This window comes from Aurantiacibacter xanthus, assembly GCF_003584015.1.
Classification (GTDB): Bacteria; Pseudomonadota; Alphaproteobacteria; order Sphingomonadales; family Sphingomonadaceae; genus Alteraurantiacibacter; species Alteraurantiacibacter xanthus.
Genome location: NZ_QXFM01000020.1, coordinates 19,235 through 40,680 on the forward strand (window position 1 = coordinate 19,235; position 21,446 = coordinate 40,680).

The 21,446-nt window shown below is 65.1% G+C and carries 22 protein-coding genes; 10 read left to right on the plus strand and 12 right to left on the minus strand.

Features of this window, described 5'->3' with window-relative positions; translation table 11 throughout:
* Window positions 1-11 precede the first annotated feature (11 nt).
* Window positions 12-1,691, plus strand: coding sequence for an energy-dependent translational throttle protein EttA (ettA, locus tag D2V17_RS02715; RefSeq protein ID WP_119591602.1), 1,680 nt, complete (start codon window positions 12-14; stop codon window positions 1,689-1,691).
* An 87-nt stretch (window positions 1,692-1,778) separates the two neighbouring features.
* Here the strand turns inward: ettA and D2V17_RS02720 are convergent, their stop codons facing one another.
* A complete protein-coding gene (locus D2V17_RS02720) occupies window positions 1,779-2,078 on the minus strand; it encodes a GIY-YIG nuclease family protein (RefSeq protein ID WP_119591603.1) in 300 nt (99 codons plus the stop codon).
* Between the two features lie 112 nt (window positions 2,079-2,190).
* A complete protein-coding gene (locus D2V17_RS02725; RefSeq protein ID WP_119591604.1) occupies window positions 2,191-3,507 on the minus strand; it encodes a chloride channel protein in 1,317 nt (438 codons plus the stop codon).
* A gap of 216 nt (window positions 3,508-3,723) precedes the next feature.
* Between D2V17_RS02725 and D2V17_RS02730 the strand changes: the two genes are divergently transcribed.
* Window positions 3,724-4,656 (plus strand): RcnB family protein, encoded by a 933-nt coding sequence (locus D2V17_RS02730; protein WP_119591605.1) that lies wholly within the window; start codon window positions 3,724-3,726, stop codon window positions 4,654-4,656.
* 124 nt (window positions 4,657-4,780) lie between these two features.
* Window positions 4,781-5,461, plus strand: coding sequence for a prolyl hydroxylase family protein (locus tag D2V17_RS02735; protein ID WP_119591606.1), 681 nt, complete (start codon window positions 4,781-4,783; stop codon window positions 5,459-5,461).
* Window positions 5,462-5,512: 51 nt separating this feature from the next.
* Here the strand turns inward: D2V17_RS02735 and D2V17_RS02740 are convergent, their stop codons facing one another.
* Window positions 5,513-7,141 carry a lysine--tRNA ligase gene (locus tag D2V17_RS02740; protein WP_119591607.1) on the minus strand — a complete coding sequence of 543 codons (1,629 nt, stop codon included), beginning with the start codon at window positions 7,139-7,141 and terminating at the stop codon, window positions 5,513-5,515.
* A gap of 139 nt (window positions 7,142-7,280) precedes the next feature.
* Here D2V17_RS02740 and D2V17_RS02745 point away from each other — a divergent pair, with 139 nt between their 5' ends.
* The 4 genes from D2V17_RS02745 (at window position 7,281) to D2V17_RS02760 (ending at window position 13,181) form a co-directional block, all read left to right on the plus strand.
* Window positions 7,281-8,174 carry a mechanosensitive ion channel family protein gene (locus D2V17_RS02745; RefSeq protein WP_119591608.1) on the plus strand — a complete coding sequence of 298 codons (894 nt, stop codon included), beginning with the start codon at window positions 7,281-7,283 and terminating at the stop codon, window positions 8,172-8,174.
* Between the two features lie 154 nt (window positions 8,175-8,328).
* A complete protein-coding gene (locus tag D2V17_RS02750) occupies window positions 8,329-9,846 on the plus strand; it encodes a tannase/feruloyl esterase family alpha/beta hydrolase (RefSeq protein ID WP_119591609.1) in 1,518 nt (505 codons plus the stop codon).
* 57 nt (window positions 9,847-9,903) lie between these two features.
* Window positions 9,904-12,651, plus strand: a complete 2,748-nt coding sequence (locus D2V17_RS02755) for an ATP-dependent DNA helicase (RefSeq protein ID WP_119591610.1) — start codon at window positions 9,904-9,906, stop codon at window positions 12,649-12,651.
* Window positions 12,639-13,181: a SixA phosphatase family protein gene (locus D2V17_RS02760; RefSeq protein WP_342767825.1), complete on the plus strand. Its 543-nt coding sequence runs from the start codon at window positions 12,639-12,641 to the stop codon at window positions 13,179-13,181. Before D2V17_RS02755 ends, D2V17_RS02760 begins: the two co-directional genes overlap by 13 nt.
* 11 nt (window positions 13,182-13,192) lie before the next feature.
* Here the strand turns inward: D2V17_RS02760 and D2V17_RS02765 are convergent, their stop codons facing one another.
* The 5 genes from D2V17_RS02765 to rpmF all read right to left on the minus strand — a co-directional run bounded on the left by D2V17_RS02765 (window position 13,193) and on the right by rpmF (window position 16,232).
* Window positions 13,193-13,588: a MerR family transcriptional regulator gene (locus D2V17_RS02765; protein WP_119591612.1), complete on the minus strand. Its 396-nt coding sequence runs from the start codon at window positions 13,586-13,588 to the stop codon at window positions 13,193-13,195.
* Window positions 13,588-13,884 carry an integration host factor subunit alpha gene (locus D2V17_RS02770; RefSeq protein WP_119591657.1) on the minus strand — a complete coding sequence of 99 codons (297 nt, stop codon included), beginning with the start codon at window positions 13,882-13,884 and terminating at the stop codon, window positions 13,588-13,590. The genes D2V17_RS02765 and D2V17_RS02770 overlap by 1 nt, the downstream gene beginning before the upstream one ends.
* A 111-nt stretch (window positions 13,885-13,995) precedes the next feature.
* Window positions 13,996-14,961, minus strand: coding sequence for a beta-ketoacyl-ACP synthase III (locus D2V17_RS02775; RefSeq protein WP_119591613.1), 966 nt, complete (start codon window positions 14,959-14,961; stop codon window positions 13,996-13,998).
* A complete protein-coding gene (gene plsX, locus D2V17_RS02780) occupies window positions 14,958-16,022 on the minus strand; it encodes a phosphate acyltransferase PlsX (protein WP_119591614.1) in 1,065 nt (354 codons plus the stop codon). Before plsX ends, D2V17_RS02775 begins: the two co-directional genes overlap by 4 nt.
* A gap of 30 nt (window positions 16,023-16,052) precedes the next feature.
* Window positions 16,053-16,232: a 50S ribosomal protein L32 gene (rpmF, locus tag D2V17_RS02785; protein ID WP_119591615.1), complete on the minus strand. Its 180-nt coding sequence runs from the start codon at window positions 16,230-16,232 to the stop codon at window positions 16,053-16,055.
* Between the two features lie 190 nt (window positions 16,233-16,422).
* Here rpmF and D2V17_RS02790 point away from each other — a divergent pair, with 190 nt between their 5' ends.
* Entirely contained in the window at window positions 16,423-16,818 is a 396-nt protein-coding gene (locus tag D2V17_RS02790; protein WP_119591616.1) for an MAPEG family protein, read from the plus strand.
* Here the strand turns inward: D2V17_RS02790 and D2V17_RS02795 are convergent.
* Window positions 16,811-17,470, minus strand: coding sequence for an MBL fold metallo-hydrolase (locus D2V17_RS02795; RefSeq protein WP_119591617.1), 660 nt, complete (start codon window positions 17,468-17,470; stop codon window positions 16,811-16,813). The two genes, D2V17_RS02790 and D2V17_RS02795, sit on opposite strands and share 8 nt — an antisense overlap.
* A gap of 43 nt (window positions 17,471-17,513) precedes the next feature.
* Window positions 17,514-18,140, minus strand: coding sequence for a LexA family transcriptional regulator (locus D2V17_RS02800; protein WP_119591618.1), 627 nt, complete (start codon window positions 18,138-18,140; stop codon window positions 17,514-17,516).
* A gap of 146 nt (window positions 18,141-18,286) precedes the next feature.
* On the opposite strand from D2V17_RS02800, the gene D2V17_RS02805 reads away from it, so the two are divergent.
* Window positions 18,287-18,487, plus strand: coding sequence for a hypothetical protein (locus tag D2V17_RS02805; protein WP_119591619.1), 201 nt, complete (start codon window positions 18,287-18,289; stop codon window positions 18,485-18,487).
* Window positions 18,480-18,833 carry a hypothetical protein gene (locus D2V17_RS02810; protein WP_119591620.1) on the plus strand — a complete coding sequence of 118 codons (354 nt, stop codon included), beginning with the start codon at window positions 18,480-18,482 and terminating at the stop codon, window positions 18,831-18,833. The genes D2V17_RS02805 and D2V17_RS02810 overlap by 8 nt, the downstream gene beginning before the upstream one ends.
* Window positions 18,834-18,906: 73 nt before the next feature.
* Here the strand turns inward: D2V17_RS02810 and D2V17_RS02815 are convergent, their stop codons facing one another.
* Both D2V17_RS02815 and D2V17_RS02820 read right to left on the minus strand, forming a co-directional pair.
* The gene (locus D2V17_RS02815; protein WP_119591621.1) at window positions 18,907-20,343 is read right to left on the minus strand and encodes an aldehyde dehydrogenase family protein; all 1,437 of its coding nucleotides are present in this window, start codon (window positions 20,341-20,343) and stop codon (window positions 18,907-18,909) included.
* Window positions 20,344-20,414: 71 nt separating this feature from the next.
* Window positions 20,415-21,353, minus strand: a complete 939-nt coding sequence (locus D2V17_RS02820; protein ID WP_119591622.1) for a D-2-hydroxyacid dehydrogenase — start codon at window positions 21,351-21,353, stop codon at window positions 20,415-20,417.
* Window positions 21,354-21,446: the final 93 nt, after the last annotated feature.

A 21,446-nucleotide genomic window follows, 5' to 3' on the forward strand; every position in this document is an offset into this window, starting at 1 on the left:
AAGGACCCCAGATGGCCGCCCAATACGCATTTGTCATGAAGGACATGACCAAGACCTTCCCCGGTGCGCAAAAGCCGGTGCTCTCGAATATCAATCTCCAGTTCTATCAGGGCGCCAAGATCGGCATCGTCGGCCCCAACGGCGCGGGTAAGTCGACCCTGATCAAGATCATGGCCGGCATCGACAAGGACTTCACCGGCGAGGCATGGCCGGGTGAGAACATCACCGTCGGCTATCTCGAACAGGAGCCCGAACTCGACGAGAGCAAGACCGTGCTCGAAAACGTCAAGGACGGCGCACGCGAAGTGGCCGACCTGGTCGAGCGTTTCAACGCCATCTCGGCCGAAATGGGCGACCCCAAGGACGACACCGATTTCGACGCGCTGATGGAGGAAATGGGCGACCTGCAGGCCAAGATCGACGCGGTCGACGGTTGGACGCTCGACAACCAGCTCGAAGTGGCGATGGAAGCGCTGCGCTGCCCGCCGGGTGACTGGCCCGTCACCGATCTTTCGGGTGGTGAAAAGCGCCGCGTGGCGCTCACCCGGCTGCTGATCCAGAAGCCCTCGATCCTGCTGCTCGACGAACCGACCAACCACCTTGACGCCGAAAGCGTGAAGTGGCTCGAAAACCACCTCAAGGAATATGCCGGCGCGGTGCTGATGATCACCCACGACCGCTACTTCCTCGATAACGTGGTCGAATGGATCCTCGAACTCGACCGGGGCTCCTACTATCCCTACGAGGGCAACTACTCGACCTACCTCGAAAAGAAGGCCAAGCGTCTTGAGCAGGAAAGCCGCGAGGAAAGCGGCAAGCAGAAGGCGCTGGCACGCGAACTCGAGTGGATCCGGCAGACCCCCTCGGCCCGCCAGACCAAGAGCAAGGCGCGTATCCGCAAGTTCGAGGAGCTGCAGAACAGCCAGGACAACCGCGGCATCGGCAAGGCGCAGATCGTCATTCAGGTGCCCGAGCGGCTCGGCGGCAAGGTGATCGAGGTGAACAACATCTCGAAGGCTTATGGCGACAAGCTGTTGTTCGAAGATCTTTCGTTCATGCTGCCGCCGGGCGGGATCGTCGGTGTGATCGGGCCGAACGGCGCGGGCAAGTCGACGCTGTTCAAGATCCTCACCGGCAAGGAAGAGCCCGATAGCGGCACAGTCGAAATGGGTTCGACCGTGCGGCTGGGCTATGTCGACCAGAGCCGCGATCACCTCGATCCGAAGAACAACGTGTGGCAGGAGATTTCGGACGGTCTCGACTACATGAAGGTCAACGGTCAGGACATGAGCACACGCGCCTATGTCGGCGCGTTCAACTTCAAGGGCGCGGACCAGCAGAAGAACGTCGGCAAGCTGTCGGGCGGTGAGCGCAACCGCGTGCATATGGCCAAGATGCTGAAGCAGGGCGGCAACGTGCTGCTGCTCGACGAACCGACCAACGACCTCGACGTGGAAACGCTGGGCGCGCTGGAAGAGGCGATCGAGAACTTCGCCGGTTGCGCGGTGGTGATCAGCCACGACCGCTTCTTCCTCGACCGTCTGGCGACGCACATTCTGGCCTTTGAGGGCAACAGCCACGTCGAGTGGTTCGAAGGCAACTTCGAGGCCTACGAGGAAGACAAGCGCCGCCGTCTGGGTGATGCAGCCGACCGGCCGAGCCGGGTGGCGTACAAGAAGCTGACGCGCTGAGTTTAAGCCCAGCCCCGGATCAGGTCCGGGGCGACGTAAAGTGGTACGTTCTCTATCTCGTCGCCCCGGCCTTGAGCCGGGGCTGGGCTACTCTTTCGAAAACCAAACCTCCCACAGGTCACGCCAGTCGGGGTTTTCCTCCTCGATCAGCGCAAACTTCCACTCGCGCCGCCAGCGCTTGATGCGCTTTTCGCGAACGATGGCCTGTTCGATCTCCTCATGACGTTCGGCATACACCAGCATTGTTTTATCGCGCTCAGCCACATGTGCTGAGCCTTCGCCCGTCCGGTGCCGGTGAACCCGCCGAATAAGATCAGCCGAAACCCCGACATACATCCCGCCCCGATAGCGGTTTGCCATGATGTAGACCCAGCCGCCCTTTTCCATGCGGCAAAGCTATCGCTGCGTTAGATCGAAGAATAGCCCGATCCCGGCGCAAGGCCGGGATGACGTTGTGCTCAGTTAAATCCGTCGCCCCGGACCTGATCCGGGGTGAAGCTTATAAAGCCTTAGCCTCGCCCTTCGGCAGGAAGTCCTTTGCCAGAGCGTGATAAAGCCGCTCCTTGCACACCTTAGACCCGGCCCAGTCGCCGATCAGCGCGGTGGCGAACAGCGGCACAATCGCGCCGCTCATGCCCGTGGTCTCCGAGAGAATAATCACCGTGGTCAGCGGCGCGCGCACCACCCCGGTGAAATAGCCCGCCATCCCCATCAGCACGATCAGCCCCGCCTGATCGCTCGGGAACAGCACGGTCAAAAGCTGCCCGAAGCCCGAGCCCGCAGCCAGCGACGGCGCGAAGATGCCGCCGGGAATGCCGCTCACACTGGTCGCCAGCGCGGCGACGAATTTGGCCGGGCCGAACCACAGGTCACCCTCCTCGCCCGCCAGCAGCGCCCGCGTCGCCTCGTACCCGGTGCCCGAGACCTGCCCGGCGGTGAGAAAGCCCAGCACGCCCACGATGATCCCGCAGATCAGGGCCGTCACCAGCGGCCGCTTGCCGAGCCGCGCAGTCCAGCGCCCATCGGGGCCGCGCATGGCGAGCATCAGCCGCGAGAACAGCCCGCCCAGAATGCCCCCCACCAGCCCCGCCAGCGGAGCCGCGATCAGGATCGAGGTCACCGGCAGCGAGCCTTCGATCTCACCGAAATAGATGTAGTTGCCCGCCAACCCCTGCGCGGTGAGGCCGGCGATCATCACCGCACCCATCACCAGCACCGCCACCCGCTGCTCATAGGCCACGGCCAGCTCTTCGATAGCGAAGGCGATCCCCGCCAGCGGGGTGTTGAAAGCCGCAGCCACGCCCGCCGCGCCGCCCGCGATCAGCACCCCGGCGCTCACCTTCACGCGCAAGGCACGGTGCACGGCCACCATCACCGCCCCGCCCAATTGCACGGTCGGCCCCTCGCGCCCGACCGAGGCCCCGCCGAACAACGACAGCACGGTCAGCACCATCTTGGCCACCGCCGCGCGCAGCGACACCAGCTTCAGCGTCTGCTCGCTATCGGGGTGACGCGCAGCGGCGATCACCTGCGGAATGCCCGAGCCGCGCGCCTCTGGCGCCAGCTTGCGCGTCAGCAGCGCGATCAGCACGAACATCACCGGCGTCAGCACCAGCGGCAGCCAGCTGTGTTTCGCGGTGAGTTCGAGGAACATATCTTGCGCACGGTCGCCCGCATTGGCGAAGACCAGCGCCACCAGCCCGATCAGCACCGCCGAAACGATTGTCGCCACCCGCCTGGCCCAGTCGTCAACCCGCCCGAGATCGTCCGGCACTTTCTTGCCGAGCCAGCGAGCGAGCGAAACGAATGGATGCATGGGCCCGCTCTATGATCTGTGCGGCCTGACGTCCAGTTGCAGGCGAAAAAGACCGCAGGTGTTGCAATGCGACACGCCCATGGCGGCGCCCTTCGCGCAGATGAACGTTAAGGTTATCAGCCGGTTCAGTTAACGGACAGGCCGAATCGGTACAACGCAGTCATGAAACACCTCGCCGCGGCACTCGGGCGGCATGGTCCATACGGGAGCCATACCATGCTTATCGCCAGACTACTGAGATCGAGCGGCCTTGCCGCTGTCGCCATTGCGCTGGCCCTGCCTGCGCTCAGCGCACCTGTGGCCGCGCAGGATCGCCAGTGGGAGAACCGCCCGAACAATCGCGGCACCAACGCCGACCGCTCGGGCACGAACCGCCGTGAGGCCAACCGCGGCAATGCCGGAAATCGTTCTGCATCGGGCTGGCGTCAGGAGCGGGAAGCCGCCTCGCAAACGATGCGCGATGCGCGTCAGGAAGCCCGCCGCATCGACCGTAGCTCCGAGCGGCAGGCGGCCCGGATCGAAAACCGCGCCGAGCGGCGGGCCGACCGCATCGAGCGTCAGGGCGACCGGCGCGCGGCCGAAACCATCCGCGAAGCGCGTCGCGACGCCCCGCCCAACGTCAACGACTGGCGCGAGCGCAACAACACCCGCTGGCCCAATAGCGATCGCCGCGATCGCAACGACACCCGCTGGCGCGACAACGAGCGGCGGGACCGGGATGCCCCCCGCTGGCAGGACAATGATCGGCGGGATCGCGATACCCCTCGCTGGCGCGAAACCAATCGTCGGGACTACCGCGACAACAACCGTTATCGCGAAGCCCGGCGCGACTATCGCCAGTGGAACCGCCAGAACTGGCGCCGCGACCGGCGTTATGACTGGAACCGCTATCGCCGCGACAACCACAGCCTGTTTCGGCTGGGCCGCTACTATTCGCCCTATCGGAACTACAGCTATCGTCGCCTGAACATCGGTATCCGGCTCGACAGCCCGTTCTACGCGAACCGCTACTGGATCAACGACCCGTGGCAGTATCGCCTGCCCGAGGTCTACGGCCCCTATCGCTGGGTCCGCTATTACGACGACGTGCTGCTGGTCGATATGTACACCGGCGAAGTGGTCGACGTGATCCACGACTTCTTCTGGTGAAACTTATCCCACATGGCCGGAGCGAGTGACCGGCGATGCGAGCCCCTCATCTTCGGATGGGGGGCTTGTCTGCATCAGCGCGGAGCTTGCCTTCGCCGCATGACTTGGGAATAGATTGCCCGCGATGACCCAGACCAACAGCCCCTACGCCGAAAACGCCGACCTGCCCGCACTGCGCCGCATCGGCGCGCAGGTGCGCGAGCGGCTGGCGGCCAACCCCACCGTCTACAAGGTGCCCACCGACAAGGCCGAGCTGTTCGCCGTGGGCGACTTCATGAGCGCCGAGGAATGCGCGAAGATGCGGGGCCTGATCGACGCCGTGGCCAAGCCCTCGGTGGTGTTCGACGTCGACTATTCCGAAGGCTATCGCACCAGCTATTCGGGCGATGTCGATCCGAACGATCCGTTTATCCGCAAGATCAGCCGACGGATCGACGACCTGCTCGGGATCGACCCCGAGTTCGGCGAGACGATCCAGGGCCAGCGCTATATGCCGGGGCAGGAGTTCCAGCCGCACTGCGACTGGTTCCATCCGCACACCAGCTATTGGGATCTGGAAATGTCGCGCGGCGGGCAGCGCAGTTTCACCACCATGGCGTTCCTGAACGAGGTCGAGGCCGGCGGCACCACCGACTTTGTCGAGCTGGATATCGCAATCGAGCCCAAGCCGGGCGTGCTGCTGATCTGGAACAACGCCAAGCCCGACGGGCACACCAATCTCGATACGCTGCACGCGGGTCGCCCGGTGATCACGGGCTGCAAGTATGTGATCACCAAGTGGTATCGCACCAAGCGCTGGACCTGAGCCTCACGCCCGTTCGTACCCTCCTCAGGACGAACGGAAAGTTGGCACCGATCAGGCCCGCGCCAGCGCCTCGGCGATCAGCTTGCGCGAGTTCTCCACCCCGTAAAGCGCGATGAAGCTGCCCATGCGCGGCCCCTGCGCCGATCCGAGCAAGGTCTCGTAGAGCGCCTTGAACCAGTCGCGCAGGTTCTCGAACCCGAACTGCTCCAGCTTGCCGATCTCGTAGACCTGCGTTTGCAGATCCTCGGCGCTGGTGGCCGGGTCGACCTCGGCGAGGTAGGCATCGAGCGCCCGCAGGGCCTCGGCCTCATTCGCGCTCGGCGCCCGCCGCGACAGCGTCGGCGCGACGAAATCGCGGTTGTAGGCCAGCGCCGCCGCGACCAGCCGCGCGAGGTCCGGGTGGCTCTCGGCGCTGGCGTTCTCGACATAATTGCCCAGGTACGACCAGACCTGCTCGTCGGTCGCCCCGGCCCCCAGCACGCCCACCAGATTGAGCAGCAGACCGAAAGTCACCGGCAGGCCGTCGCCCGCGCCGTGCGGCGGCTGGACCTGATCGGGGCTCGCCGCGCGCAGCAGGTGCCAGGCCGGGTTGCCGAGCTGCTTTTCCACCGCCTGACCGGGGATCGCGGCGCGGAACTGCCAGTATTCGTCCACCGCCTTGGGGATCACCCCCACGTGAAGCTGCTTGGCGCTCTTTGGGTTGGCATAGAGATAGTGCCCGAGGCTCTCCTCGCTGCCATAGGTCAGCCATTCCTCGATGGTGAGGCCGTTGCCCTTCGACTTCGAAATCTTCTCGCCATTGGCATCGAGGAACAGCTCGTAGATCATGCCCTCGGGCTTGCGCCCGCCGAGCACCTGCACGATCTTGCCCGACTGGGTGACAGAATCGGTCAGATCCTTGCCGCACATTTCATAATCAACGCCGAGCGCATACCAGCGCATCGCCCAGTCGACCTTCCATTGCAGCTTCGACTGCCCGCCGAGGATCGACTGCTCGATCACTTCGCCCTCGTCCTCGAAGCGCACGATCCCGGCCTCGGCATCGACCACTTCGATCGGGACCTGCAGCACGATCCCGCTCTTGGCGCTGATCGGCAGCACGGGCGAATAAGTCTGGCGGCGTTCCTCGCGCAGCGTGGGCAGCATGATCGCCTGAATGGCGTCATACTTGCGCAGCACCTGCCTCAGCGCCTCGTCGAAGCCGCCGGAGTTGTAACGGTCGGAGGCGGCGATGAACTCGTAGTCGAAGCCGAACTGATCGAGGAATTCGCGCAGCTTCGCATTGTTGTGATGCGCGAAGCTCTCGTACTTCTCGAAAGGGTCGGGAATACGGCTCAAAGGCTTGCCGAGGTTTTCCTCCAGCAGCGCCCGATTGGGCAGATTGTCGGGCACCTTGCGCAGCCCGTCCATATCGTCCGAGAAGGCAACCAGCCGCGTGGGCGCAGGCGTACCGTCTTCGCTGGCGGCGACGATCTCGTAAGCGCGGCGCACCAGCGTGGTGCGCAGCACTTCCTGAAAAGTGCCGATATGCGGCAGGCCGCTCGGGCCATAGCCGGTCTCGAACAGCACGGGCTCACCACCCGGCTTGCCGTTCGGGAAGCGTTTGGCGAGCCGCTGCGCCTCCTGAAACGGCCAGGCTTTGGACGAACGGGCGGCAGCGATGAGATCGGGGCTAAACATAGGCCAAGGCCCTTTGCGGATTACACGCGTTTTCGCAAGCGCGAAGGCCATCTTGCCCTCTGCTGGCGAGCCTTTTCGGAACTCGCCCATGGCCGCCTCGTTAGACTCAGGAAATCACCACCGATCACAGGGGTTGCAGTTGAATTACGTCAAGACGATCACGGACCAGGTAGAAGCCATGTGGATGGGGTTTATCGCCATCCTGCCCAATCTCGTATTGTCCATCATCGTACTGATGGCGACCTGGGTAGTCGCCAGATTTGCCGTACGGATCGCTGATCGCATCGTCGGGCACACGAATGTGCGCACCGATCTGAAGAACCTCACCGCCACGGCAGTCCGCTTGCTGATCTGGATCGTCGGCATCCTGATCGCCGCAGCAGTGGCTATTCCCGGCTTCACTCCGGCGGGGATGATCGCGGGCCTTGGCGTCGGCGCGCTGGCCATTGGCTTTGCCTTTCAGGACATCTTCGAGAACTTCCTTGCCGGCGTGCTGATCATGCTGCGCGACAAGATGAACATCGGCGACTGGGTCGATGCCGACGGCGTGAGCGGCACGGTTGAGAAGATCACCCTGCGCGAAACGCATATCCGCCAGTTTTCGGGCGAGCTGACGATCCTGCCGAACTCGATGATCTTCAAGAACGCGGTGAAGATCCACACCGACCAGCCGGTGCGCCGTTATGACCTGATGGTCGGCGTCAGCTACGATTGCAGCCTGCCCGAGGCGGAAGCCGCGATCCTGCGCGCCCTCGAATCGGTCGAGGGCATCTACAAGGACAAGCCGGTCGATGCCTATGCCCGCGAATTCGGCGGCAGCTCGATCGACTTCCTCGTGCGCTGGTGGGTCGATACCGACAAGGAAAGCCACTTCATCGTCCACCGCGATGTGGTTTACGCGATCAAGCGCGAGTTGGATGAGGCGGAAATCGACATCCCCTTCCCCATCGTCACCAATATGTTCCCCGAAGTCCTGCCGCTCGAACGCGCGCGCAAGGACGAGGAAAGCGGCAAATTGGCGGCTGCCAATTAAAAGTGGCGCCTGGCGTTTCAGCCGGGTTGGCCTCGCGGGTAAGGTGTGCCATTTCTGCCGCCGAAACCCGCGCCAGCCGGCACCGCCTTGGCTGGTGCGAACGGGATGAGCGCCTCGCCTCGGCGGGGGAGCCAGCGATTGGGACCAGCACCGCATGAAGAAACTCGCCGCATCGATCAGCCTTGCCGCCCTGGCCCTGTCGGCCTGCTCGCAGGGTGATCCCGATGGGCAAGGGTCGGGCATGATCGCTACCAGCGCCGACGCCTGCGAGAATTTCGATGTGGCCACGCTCGGCACCGGCAAGGGCAAGGCCAGCTGGGTCGAAGCGGCAGAGGGCATTCCCGCCCATTGCGAAATCAGCGCCACGCTTGCGCCGGTGGAAGGCTCGTCGATCGGCGTGGTTTACCGCCTGCCTGCGGAATGGAACGGCAAGCTGCTGGGCATCGGTGGCGGCGGCTGGGCGGGCAACGTCACCATCGAGGCCGCACGCGATGGCCTCGCCAGGCACTTCGCCACCATGCAGACCGATGGCGGCCATGCCGGAACCGATGTCTGGGCCAACGGCTGGGTGGCCAAGAACCCGGTCGCGGCGGAGGATTTCAGCCACCGTGCGGTCCACGAGATGACGGTGGCGGGCAAACGGGTCGCCGCCAGCCTCTATGGCACCGAACACCGGAGCGCCTACTTCAACGGCTGCTCCACCGGTGGGCGCATGGCGCTGATGGAGGCGCAGCGCTACCCCGAGGACTACGACGCGATTATCGCCGGAGCCCCGGTCTATACCTTGCAGGTGCAGACCAGCGCGGTGTTCCGCAACCAGACCTTCGCCACCGACAACGGCGCCGCCGGGTTCAGCCCCGCCGATCTGCAACTGGTGCAAACCGCCGCGCTCGCTGCCTGTGATGGCGACGACGGGCTGGAAGACGGCCTGATCAACGATCCGCGCGCCTGCACGTTCGATCCCGCCAGGCTGCAATGCACCGGCGACAAGGACGAAAGCTGCCTCAGCGGCGAGCAGGTCGCGGCGCTCAAGCAGGCCTATGCCGGCCAGCGCGCGTCCGACGAAAGCTGGTCGATGTTCCCGATGAGCCGGGGCGGCGAAGCCGGCTGGTCGCTGTTCATGGCCACCGATGGCTCGGGCAAGGATGCCACCGGCGGCGGCGGGCTTGGCAATCTGTTCCCGCTGTTCTTCGAACACGGCGAACACCCCACCCTCGCGAGCTTCGACAACAGCAGCTATCTCGCCATGCGCGCCAGCCCCTTTGCCGAGATGTATGAGGCGAAGAACCCCGATCTTTCGGCCTTCTTCGGGCGCGGCGGCAAGCTGATGCTGTGGCATGGCGAGAGCGATCCCGGCCCCAGCCCGGTCGGCTCGAACGACTATGCCTTGCAGGTGATCGGCGCGAACACGCAGGCGAAAAGCCAGTTCCGCTACTTCCTGCTCCCCGGCGTGGCGCACTGCCGCGGCGGACCCGGCGCGGACGTGGTCGACTATCTTGGGGCCATGGACGAATGGGCCAGCAGCGGCACTGCGCCCGACCGGCTGATCGGAACGAGGGACGACGGCTCGATGACCCGCCCGCATTGTGCCTGGCCCAAGGTCGCGCATTACAAGGGCGAAGGCGATACCAACAATCCGGTCAACTGGACCTGCGAACAGCGCAAGAGCTGACGAAAAAGGCGCAACCGGCGTTTACCATTCGTTCCGATTGCCGCTAGGGTCTGCCTGATGGCCGAGCCGCTTCCCCTCCCCGCGCTGCACGCGAGCCATTCGGGCTGCTGGCAGCGCGGCGCCCATGGCGACACCGCGCAGATCGGGCGCGGGCAGGCGGTGATGGCGGCGGCCGACACGCCCAACCTCGTGCTCAACGCGCCGCTGGTGGCAACGCGGCTGGGCTACCCGGACCTCTCGGGGCTGGACCTGCTCGAACTGTTCGCCTTCGTCCACCCGGCGCGCTTCTGCGTGCCGACCCCGCGCGGGCTCGCCCATGCGCTGGAACTGGACGAACCGGACAGCGATGCCGAGGTCCCCGCCTTTCTCCAGCGCGCCGCAGGTGCCTTGCTCGCCCGCTGCGAAGCGCCCGACTGGGCGGAGCGCGAGGGGGCGTGGAGCGTGCTGCAATCGCTGGCGCGGCTGCGCTGGACCTGGGCTCCGGTGCTTGGCCCCCACGTGGCCCGGCCCGAACGCGCCGAACGCTGGCTGTTCGCGCGCCTGCCCGAATGGGAGGAAGCCCCCGAACGTCCGCAACCCGCGCAGGTCACGCTGGCCGAGGACGCGGTCGAAGCGCGGCTTGAGGAACTGACGGGAAATCAGGCCGAGCGGCGCGAGGGCCAGCGGCTCTATGCGCGAGGGGCCGCGCATGTCTTCGCGCCCCGCCCCGCGCGCGGCCAGCCGCACCTGCTGCTCGCGCAGGCGGGCACCGGCATTGGCAAGACGCTGGGCTATCTCGCCCCCGCCTCGCTGTGGGCGGAGAGCGCCCACGGCACGGTCTGGGTCTCGACCTACACCAAGAACCTTCAGCGTCAGCTGCGCGAGGAAAGCCGCCGCGCCTGGCCCGAGCGACGCCCCGACGGCAGTCAGCCGGTGGTCGTGCGCAAGGGCCGCGAGAACTACCTGTGCCTGCTCAATCTCGAAGACGCCTTGCAAGGCGGATTCTCGGGCCGTCCGGCAATCCTCGCGCAACTGGTGGCGCGCTGGGCCGCCTATAGTCAGGACGGTGACATGATCGGGGGCGATTTGCCCGGCTGGCTCGGCACATTGTTCCGCCAGCGCGCGATCCGCTCGCTCACCGACCAGCGCGGCGAGTGCATCTATGCCGGGTGCCCGCACTTCCGAAAGTGCTTTATCGAGCGCGCCTCGCGGGCCAGCGCCCAAGCCGATCTGGTGATCGCCAACCACGCGCTGGTGATGATCAACGCCGCGCGCGGAAGAGACACCGCCCAGCGCCCCACGCGCATCGTGTTCGACGAAGGGCACCACGTGTTCGACGCCGCTGACAGCACCTTCTCCGCCGCGCTCAGCGGGATGGAGGCGATAGAGCTGCGACGCTGGATCATCGGCCCCGAGCGCGGCTCCAAGGGCAGGCGGCGCGGGCTGTCCGCAAGGCTCGCCGATGTCGCCAGCTACGACGACGAGGCCGGAGACGCGGTGGAGGCAGCGCGCCATGCCGCCGAGGCCCTGCCCGGGTCCGGCTGGCTCGAACGGCTGGCCGAGAATGCCCCCTCCGGCCCGATCGAGACGCTGCTCGGCGCGATCCGCGCGGTCACCTATGCCCGCGACGAAAGCGGCGGGCAGGAAGCGGGCTACGGCATCGAGACCGAGGCCGCCCAGCTCGACGGCCCGCTGGTGGAGCTGGCGCAGGAGGGCGCGGCGGCGCTGGCCGCAATTCGCCAGCCGCTGATCAAGCTCGGCCTCAGGCTGGAGGCGCTGCTGGAGGAAGGCCCCGACTGGCTCGACGGGCAAGGCCGCGCACGGATCGAGGGTGCGCGCCATTCGCTGGTCTGGCGGATCGACACGCTGGCCTCGTGGCAGGCCATGCTCGAGCGATTGGGCGGCCCGACCGACCCGCAATTCGTCGACTGGCTGGCGGTGGCGCGCGGCGATGCGCGCGAATACGATGTCGGGCTTTACCGCCACTTCCTCGACCCGATGCAGCCCTTCGCCCACACTGTGCTCGAAGGCGCACACGGAGTGATGCTCACCAGCGCCACCCTGTGCGACCGCGGTGCCGAGGGGCCGGACTGGGACGAGGCCGTGGCGCGCTCGGGCGCCACCCATCTCGGCCTCGCGCCCGAGCGGATCGCTGCCACCAGCCCGTTCGACTATGCGGCGCGGGCCGAAATCCTCATCGTCACCGACGTGCCCAAGGGCGACCTTGCCGCGCTCGCCGGAGCCTATGCGCGGATCATCGAGACCACCGGCGGCGGCGTGCTCGGCCTGTTCACCGCGATCCGCCGTCTGCGCAGCGTCCACGGCCGCATCGCCGACCGGCTCGCGCGGGCAGGCCTGCCGCTCTATGCCCAGCATGTCGACCCGATCGACACCGGGACGCTGGTCGATATCTTTCGCGACGATCCGCACGCCTCCTTGCTCGGCACCGATGCCCTGCGCGACGGGGTCGACGTGCCGGGTCAGTCCTTGCGCTGCGTGGTGATGGAGCAGGTGCCCTGGCCCAAGCCAAGCATCCTGCACCGCGCCCGCCGCGCGGCAGGCGGCGGCAGCGCCTACGACGACCGCGTGATCCGCGCCCGCCTCGCGCAGGCCTTCGGACGGCTGATCCGCAGCCGCGACGACTTCGGCCACTTCGTGATGCTCTCGCCCGCTTTCCCCTCGCGCCTGCTGACCGCCTTCCCGCCGGGCGTCCCGGTCACACGCCTGACGCTTGAGGACGCTTTACAACGGCTCGGAGAGGGTCTTTTGTCGCCCGATGCAACCATGCCGCAGCCAGCGGCAGAGCAAGGAGAGTGGCCAGGGTGAAGCGGCTGGGTCTGTTCCGCCATGCCAAGTCCGACTGGGACGACATGAGCCTGCGCGATTTCGACCGCGGGCTCAATGCGCGTGGCCGGCGCGGGGCCGCGCTGATGGGCCGCCATATCTCCGAATACGGCGCGAAATGGGATCGGATGCTGGCGAGCCCCGCCAAGCGCATCCGGCTGACGCTCGAATCGAGCGCGCTGGAGATTCCGGTCGATTTCATCGACGCCGCCTATCTCGCTGACAGCACCACCCTGATGAGCCTGCTTGCCGCGATCGAAGGCGATCCGGCAGCGGTGATGCTGGCCGGGCACAACCCGGGCCTGCAGGAACTCGCGCTCGATCTGGTCGGAGAAAATAACGAGAATGCGCTGTTTGGCGAAGTGCTGGCGAAATTTCCTACGGCAGGCTTTGCCGTGCTCGATCTCGCCATCGACAGCTGGGCCGACTGCGCGCCGGGCTGCGGGCGCATCGTGCATTTCGCGCGGCCACGTGATCTCGACCCCGAACTGGGGCCGCTTGGCGTAGGCTGAGGGCGACTGGCCTAGTTGTCGAGGCTGCGGGCGAGCTTGGCGCGAACCGCCTGCAATTCGCCCAGAAGATCGTCACCAGCCGGAGCTTTCCGCGTGGACGTGCGCCGCCGTGAACCCGTGTCATCTGCATCGGGCTGCTTGCCCTCAAGCACGCTGCGCGCGCCCTTGAGGGTATAGCCTTCTTCATTGACCAGCTTGTCGATACGACGGACCAGCGCAATATCCGCGGCGCGGTAAAGCCTGCGCCCGCCACTTCTCTTCAGCGGGTTGAGCATCGGGAACTGCTGTTCCCAATATCGCAGCACATGCGGCTTGAGGCCCAGTGCTTCGCAGACTTCGCCGATGGTTCGCATCGCGCCCGGAGCCTTGCCATCGCTGAAAAAGACCTGTCCGTGCATATCGTTCATCAGCTCGAGGCGATCCTGTCCTTCAGCTTCTGACTGGCCCGGAAGGTCAGCACCCGCCGAGGAGTGATCGGCACTTCGACACCGGTTTTCGGGTTGCGGCCGATGCGCTCCTTCTTGTCGCGCAGCACGAAGCTGCCGAAACCGGAGATCTTCACATTCTGCCCGGCAGCCATCGCATCGCACATCTTGGCGAGGATTTCCTCAACCAGCGCGAGGCTCTCCGCCCGCGAGAAGCCCATCTTGTGGTTGATCGTTTCTGCCAGATCGGCCCTGGTGAGGGTGCCGACGGATCGCATATTTACCATGCGCCCAATCCTATCGCTACAGTTGACTACCCCGAGCGCCTCTTGGGGCAAAGGCAAACCGATAGCAAGGAAAAGCGCAGGAAATTTCCCCCGCTTTTTCCGTCACACCCGCAGCAGGGATGCCCCCCAGGTGAAGCCGCCGCCCATCGCTTCCACCATGACGAGCTGTCCGGGCTTGATCCGGCCATCGCGACGGGCCACGTCGAAAGCCAGCGGAACCGACGCCGCCGAGGTGTTCGCATGGCGATCCACGGTCACCACCACCTGCTCCATCGGCAGCCCGAGCTTGCGCGCAGTGGCATCGAGGATGCGCAGGTTGGCCTGATGCGGCACCACCCAATCGAGCGCAGTAGCGTCGATCCTGGCCTCCGCCATCACCTCTTCGAGCACGTCCGCCAGGTTCTTCACCGCGTGGCGAAACACCTCGCGCCCCTTCATCCGCAGATGGCCGACCATGGTGCTGGTCGAAGGTCCACCATCGACATAGAGCAATTCGTTATGCGCGCCGTCGGCATGGAGACGGCTGGCGAGTATGCCGGGACCGTCTTCGGCCACCTCGCGCGCTTCCAGCACGAAAGCGCCCGCGCCATCGCCGAACAGAACGCAGGTGGTGCGATCTTCCCAGTCGAGCACACGACTCATGGTTTCCGCGCCGATCACCAGCGCGCGGCGGGCCATGCCGGCGCGCAGCATCGCATCGGCGGTGCTCATCGCATAGAGGAAGCCGGAGCAGACCGCCGCGACGTCGAAAGCGGGAAAGCCCGCTCCGCCCAGCGCATGCTGAACCTTGGTGGCAGTGGCAGGAAAGGTCTGATCGGGCGTGCAGGTGGCCAGCACGATGAGGTCGATGCCGTCGATCTCAACGCCTGCATCGGCCATTGCGGCACGCGCGGCGGCAGTAGCGAGACTCGCGGTGGTTTCCCCCTCACCCGCCAGATAGCGCTGCCGGATACCGGTACGCTCGCGAATCCACTCGTCGCTGGTATCGACCCTGGCGGCCAGCTCGTCGTTGGTGACACACCGTTCCGGCAAAGCCGAACCGGTGCCAATCAGAACCGAACGGATCATTGCTGCCCCTGCGCTGTTGTGGTGCCATTGGCCTTCAACGCGCCGTCATCCAGCGCGGCGAGATCGGCCGCGATGCGTGTGGTGAGATCGTCTTCCAGCAGACGCGCAGCCACGGCTACGGCATTGGCCACGCCCTGCGCGTTCGCGCTGCCGTGCGATTTCACGATCACGCCGTTAAGCCCGAGGAAGACGCCGCCATTGTGGTTGTTGGGATCGAGATGGTGGCGCAGCAGCTCGGTGGCCGGGCGCGAGATCAGGAAGCCGATCTTCGAGCGAATCGACGAGCGGAACGCCGTCTTCAGCAGATCGGTCACGAAGCGGGCCGAGCCCTCGATCGCCTTCAGGGCGATGTTGCCCGAGAAACCGTCGGTCACCACCACATCGACATCGCCGCGGTTGATCTTGTCGGCCTCGACATAGCCTTCGAAGCGCATGGCAAGGCCCGTAGCTTCACGCAGGAAGTGACTGGCATCCTGCAGCTTTTCGGTGCCCTTGGTGTCTTCGGTGCCGATGTTCAGCAACCGCACGCGCGGCGCATCGTTGGCACAGACAATGCGGGAATAGGCGGCACCCATCACCGCGAACTGGACGAGATTGCGCGCATCGCACTCGGTGTTGGCACCGAGGTCGAGCATGATCACGTCGTGCTCTTCAAGCGTAGGCATGAGGGCCGCGAGTGCCGGCCGGTCGATGCCGGGCATGGTGCGCAGGGCAAGCTTGCTCATCGCCATCAGCGCGCCGGTGTTCCCGCCGCTGACAGCTGCGCCGCACTTGCCGTCCTTCACCGCCTGAATCGCCAGCCCCATCGACGTGGTCTTGGCCCGGCGGAGCGCACGGCTGGGCTTTTCATCGCCAGCGACGACATCCTCGCAATGGAGGATTTCGGACGCTTCCCGCATGTTGGGGTGCGCCTCAAGAGCCTTGCTGATGCGGGCTTCATCGCCGACCAGCAAGAACTTGAACTGCTCATGACGGCGACGCGCAAGCGCCGCGCCTGAGACCATCACGCGCACGCCCTCGTCCCCGCCCATCGCATCAATCGCGATACGCGGAAGACTCATGCCGAAAACCCCTGTTACTCGTGGGTGGCTTTACAGCCCGACCGAAACGATCTCGCGACCGTTGTAGAAGCCGCAGTGCGGGCAAAGGTTGTGCGGGCGCTTGAGCTCGCCACAGTTGTTGCACTCGTGGAAGGCCTCGACCTTCAGCGAATCATGAGCGCGCCGATTGCCACGGCGATGCGGCGAAACTTTTCTCTTAGGGACAGCCATGGCGGCACCTGTTCCTTAAATCATCAATAATGTTGCCAGCGCACTAGGCCAAGCATTCATCCCACGCAAGCGTGAGAGAAATGAAGATGCCTGGCAGTGCGGCGAAGGCGCGCGCTATACCGGTTTCTGGCGATGTTGCAAGCACGGCTTGCGCGGATTATTGCCAGCTCACCTCGGGGGATTCACAAGAATGGCACAACTGCACGTCTCGCTCGCTGCAATCGGTCTGGCCGTCCTTATCAACATGTGGCTCGCGTCGCGCTGCATCCGGCTGCGTCTCTCAGATGCGGTCCTTCACGGCGATGGCGGCAATCCCCTGCTGATGAGGCGGATGCGCGCGCAGGCGAATTTCGTGGAATATACGCCACTTGCACTGCTCCTCGTGCTTGGACTTGAGCTTTCAGGCCATGGCGGATGGCCTCTTGCCCTTGCCGCCGCCGTCTTCCTGCTGGCGCGGATAAGTCACGCGCTGGGAATGGATTCGGAGGTCGCCAACCCCTTGCGCCAGGCAGGAATGGCGCTGACCTTCCTGCCGCTGCTGGGACTGGCGATCGCTGCGCTGCTGGCCGCCTTCGGGCTTATCTGATCGCCGCGTCGCCCACATAAGGGTTGCTCTGGCGTTCGGCCCCGAAGGTCGAGTGCGGGCCGTGGCCGGGCACGAAGGTGACATTGTCGCCCAAGGGCCACAGCTTGCCGGTAATCGCATCGAGCAGGTCCTGATGGTTGCCCATCGGAAAATCGGTGCGCCCGATCGAGCCCGCAAACAGCACATCACCGACAAAGGCGAAGCTGGTGTCGCGGTGGAAAAACACTACATGGCCGGGAGTGTGGCCGGGGCAGTGAATCACCTCGAAGGTGATCTCGCCCACGCTGACCGTGTCACCATCCTTCAACCAGCGGGTCGGCTCGAACACACGGGTTTCCATGCCGAAGCGCGGGCCATCCTCGTCGAGCCGCGCAATCCAGAACCGGTCGGCCTCGTGCGGGCCTTCGATGGGCAGGCCCAGTTCCTCGGCCAGCATTCCGGCCTGACCGCAATGATCGGCATGGCCATGGGTAATCAGGATTTTTTCCAGCGTGACGCCGGCGCGGGCAACCGCGTCCTTCAGCTTGTCGAGATCGCCGCCGGGATCGATCAGCGCGCCCTTCATGGTCTGCGAACACCAGACCAGCGAACAGTTCTGCTCGAACGGGGTAACGGGAACGATGGCGGCGCGTAGCGGGGCTTCCTTGGTCATGCCCCCGATGTGCGGCCTCGGCGGGCCATAGGCAAGCCCCGCGCTAGACGCGCCCGCTCTTCCACACCACGCGGCCAATGATCGCGAAGTCCTCGGCATCGACCGAGATCGGCGGATAGGCGAGGTTCTGCGACAACAGCGAGAACCGCCCCCCGCCCTGGCTCGCCACGCGCTTCACCAGCAGCGTATCGTCGAGACGCACCACATAAATGCCGTCGCGGAACGGCTGATCGCGCATGTCGACCAGCACCTCGTCACCCTCACGCAGCAGCGGCTCCATCGAATCGCCGATGACCCGGATCGCAGACAGCTTTGCCCCCTCCAGTCCGTTTTCGGCCAGCCAACGGCGGCTGAAGTGAAACGCATCGAACGACTCCTCGGTGTGGTGGAGAGCCCCGGGGCCTGCAGAAGCATCGATATTGAGACGCGAAAGCTCGACCCAGTCCCCCACCCGCTGCGATACCAGCTCCGATGGAGCGCCAAGTTCGGATTCGGCTATGCCGAGGAACTGGGCCAGCTTGCGCCGGTCTTCCTCTTCGAGCTTTCGCGGCGAGCCCTTTGTAATGTATTGCTGGAGATAAGTGGGATTACGCCCTAACATGCGCGAGAGCGCAGCCAGACTCGATCCCCGCTCTCGGGCAACTTCGGCAAGTCGTCTTCTGGCTTCCATTATCGTTTTCCTGCGATCATTCGAAAATCCTTCCTACACGAAGTATTTTTCCTAGACAAGAGCCGAATTTTCCGTATCGTTGGCGGCACCGAATCGCGATCGGGTCAATGCTGGAACAAAACAAGAACTGAAAAGGGAATCAGGCTGTGCTCATCCGCAAGATCGAGATCTTCCTGCGCCGCTATCGCATGGCGCCCACCACCTTTGGCCGCCTCGCAGCGCAAGACCCGCGCTTCGTGCTCGACCTGCGCAACGGACGCCGCCCTCGCGCCGAAACCGAAGGGCGCGTGGAACATTTCATGAACATGTACGTACCAGCTGCGCCGGGAGTGTTTTGTCATGCATGATGCCGCCGTCGCGCACCGCCCTGCCCGCTCCCGCCGCACCGGCACCTCGGGCAAATTGCTTGCGGCGCTCGCAGACCTCGCCTGTAGCAAGGCCCGCGTTACGCATCATCAGGAGGCCAGCTGGGCCAGCATCACCTTTGCCGGCACCCGCCACCGGGTGACGCTCGAATTCCGCGGCGACGAGGCCATCGAGGCAGGCGAGTGCTTCATCGCGTTCCTGCCCGAGCACGAGTTCGCCATCCCCGGCCAGCTCGTGGCCGACGCGGCGGTGGTCGAAGTCGACCATTGCCTCGACCCGGCGGTGCTGACCGTCACCTGCGAATTGCTGCTGTTGGAAGAAAGCTGACCTTCCCCAGCGCAAGGGGGCAGCGCGGCTGCGGACAAGGCCTCCGTCCGCAGCCCCACTGCCCCCGCTTTCTCTAGACGCGCCGGATCACGAGGTTCCTGATTTCGGTCATATCTTCCATCGCGAAGCGGATACCTTCACGGCCCAGCCCTGAATCCTTCACCCCGCCATAGGGCATGTTGTCGACCCGGTAGCTGGACACATCGTTCACCACCACGCCGCCGACCTCAAGGATGTCCCAGGCATCGAGCACCTGCTGGAAGTTGTTGGTAAAGATGCCCGCCTGCAAGCCGAACCGGCTGTCGTTCACCTGATCGAGCGCCTCGTAGAAGTCGGTGAACTTCGAGAGGTTGGCGAGCGGGCCGAACGCCTCTTCCTTGCTCGCATCGCAGTCATGCGGCACGCCTTCGAGCAGGGTCGCCTCCAGCATGTTACCGTTCGAGAGCCCGCCGCCGCACAGCAGCTTGGCCCCGGCCTTCACCGCATCGTCGATCCAGCCCTTGAGGCGCTGGGCCTCCTTGTCCGAGATCATCGGGCCGATGAAGGTATCGCGGTCTTTCGGGTCACCCGCCACCAGCGACCGGGTCTTCTCGACCAGCATTGCCTTGAACGTATCGTAGATGTCTTCGTGGATGATGATCCGCTGCACGCCGATGCAGCTCTGCCCGCTCTGGTAGAAGGCGCCGAAAATGATGCGTTCAAGCGCGTGATCGAGGTCGGCGTCCTTGTCGACCACCACCGCTGCATTGCCGCCCAGTTCGAGCACCACCGGCTTCTTGCCCGCCTTCGCCTTCAGCGCCCAGCCCACCTCGGGCGAGCCGGTGAACGAGAGGAACTTGAGCCGCTCGTCGGTGGTGAAGAGGTCGGCCCCGTCGCGGCTGGCGGGCAGGATCGAGAAGGCGCCCTCGGGCAGAATGTCGCATTCGGCCAGAACCTCGCCCATGATGATCGCGCCGAGCGGGGTCATCGAAGCGGGCTTCATCACAAAGGGACAACCGACCGCGATGGCGGGCGCGATCTTGTGCGCGGCGAGGTTGAGCGGGAAGTTGAACGGGCTGATGAACGAGCACGGCCCGATCGGCACCCGCTTCCATATCCCCATATAGCCCTTGGCCCGCGCCGAAATGTCGAGCGGCTGGACCTCGCCATAGTTGCGGGTGGCCTCCTCCGCCGCGATCTTGAAGGTGTCGATCAGCCGGGTGACCTCGCCCTCGGCATCCTTGATCGGCTTGCCCGCCTCCACGCACAGCGCATAGGCCAGCTCGTCGAACCGCTCGCGGAAACGGCTGACGCAGTGTTCGAGCACGCCCTGCTTCTCGAAGCTCGCCAGCTTCGCCATGGCCGGAGCCGCCCTGGCCGCCCCGGCAATCGCCTGCTCGATGATATCGGGCGTGGCGAGCGCGGTGCGGAAGGCAAGCTCGCCGGTGAACTTGTCGGTTACGGCAAGGTCGGTGTTGGGCTGGGCGGCCTTGTTGTTGAGGTAAAGCGGATAGGTATCTTTGAGCTGCATTCGGTCATCCCCGCAGTTGCATGGCTTCCGGTCACTTGCCGGGTCACGCTATGCCAACGCAGGGGGGACCGCTAGTATCCGAGCGCGAGGTCGACCTCGGCGGTGAGCGGCGCGCCATCCTTCCAGGCACGGCAATTGGCGAGGAAGCGCTGCGCGGTCGCTTCGCGGATCTGCGGCGTGGGCAAGCCCGCCTTGTGCATGGTGATGCGGATGTTCGGGCAATCCCACAGAAAATGGTCGGAGGGCAGTGGCTCGGGATCGGTGAGGTCGAGGATCGCCCCGCCCAAACGCCCGCCATGCAGCGCCTCGGCCAGCGCGCGCTGGTCGATAATGTCGGCGCGGGCATAGTTCACCAGCACTGCCTCGCGCTTCATCGCGGCGAGTTCGGCAGCGCCGATCATTCCGGCGGTCTCGGGCGTGCCCGGCATGGCGAGCACCACCCAGTCGAAGTCGCCGAGGCGGTCGCGCCATTCGTCCGGCCCCAGCGCACCATCGCGCGCCGAGCGCCGCATCGGCGTGACTTCGACCTGCAAGCCTTCGAGAATGCGCCCGATGGTGCTGCCGATTTCGCCGTAGCCCATGATCAGCGCACGGCTGCCCTTCAGCTCGCGCATGGCGCTGGGCCAGGCGGCCCACTCCTTGCGATCGTGCGCGCGGATCAGGTCGGCATAGCCGCGCGCCTCGGCGAGCATCGTCATCACCGCGAATTCGGCCACGGCATTGGCATTGAGGCCCGAGCCATTGGTGAGCCGCACCCCGCGCGCCGCCAATGCATCAAGCGGCATCCAGTCGACCCCGGCGAACTGGCTGTTCAGCCATTTGAGCTTTTCGGCCCGCTCCAGCGCCACCAGTGCATCGGTCTTGTCGAACATGTCGAACCAGCCGATCTCGGCCTCGGACGCGAGGGCGATCAGTTCCTCGCCGTTCTCCCAGAAGCGCGGCTCGATCCAGTCCGGCAGATGCGGCGCGATCAGCTTGCGGTAAACCTCTGGAAGAACTGCGATTGTCATTTTTCCCCTCTCCAATTTCCGTCATTGCAACACCGGCCCTGAGCCGGGGGAAGCAATCCAACTTCCGATGACTAGCTTGGTCGACAATCTCCG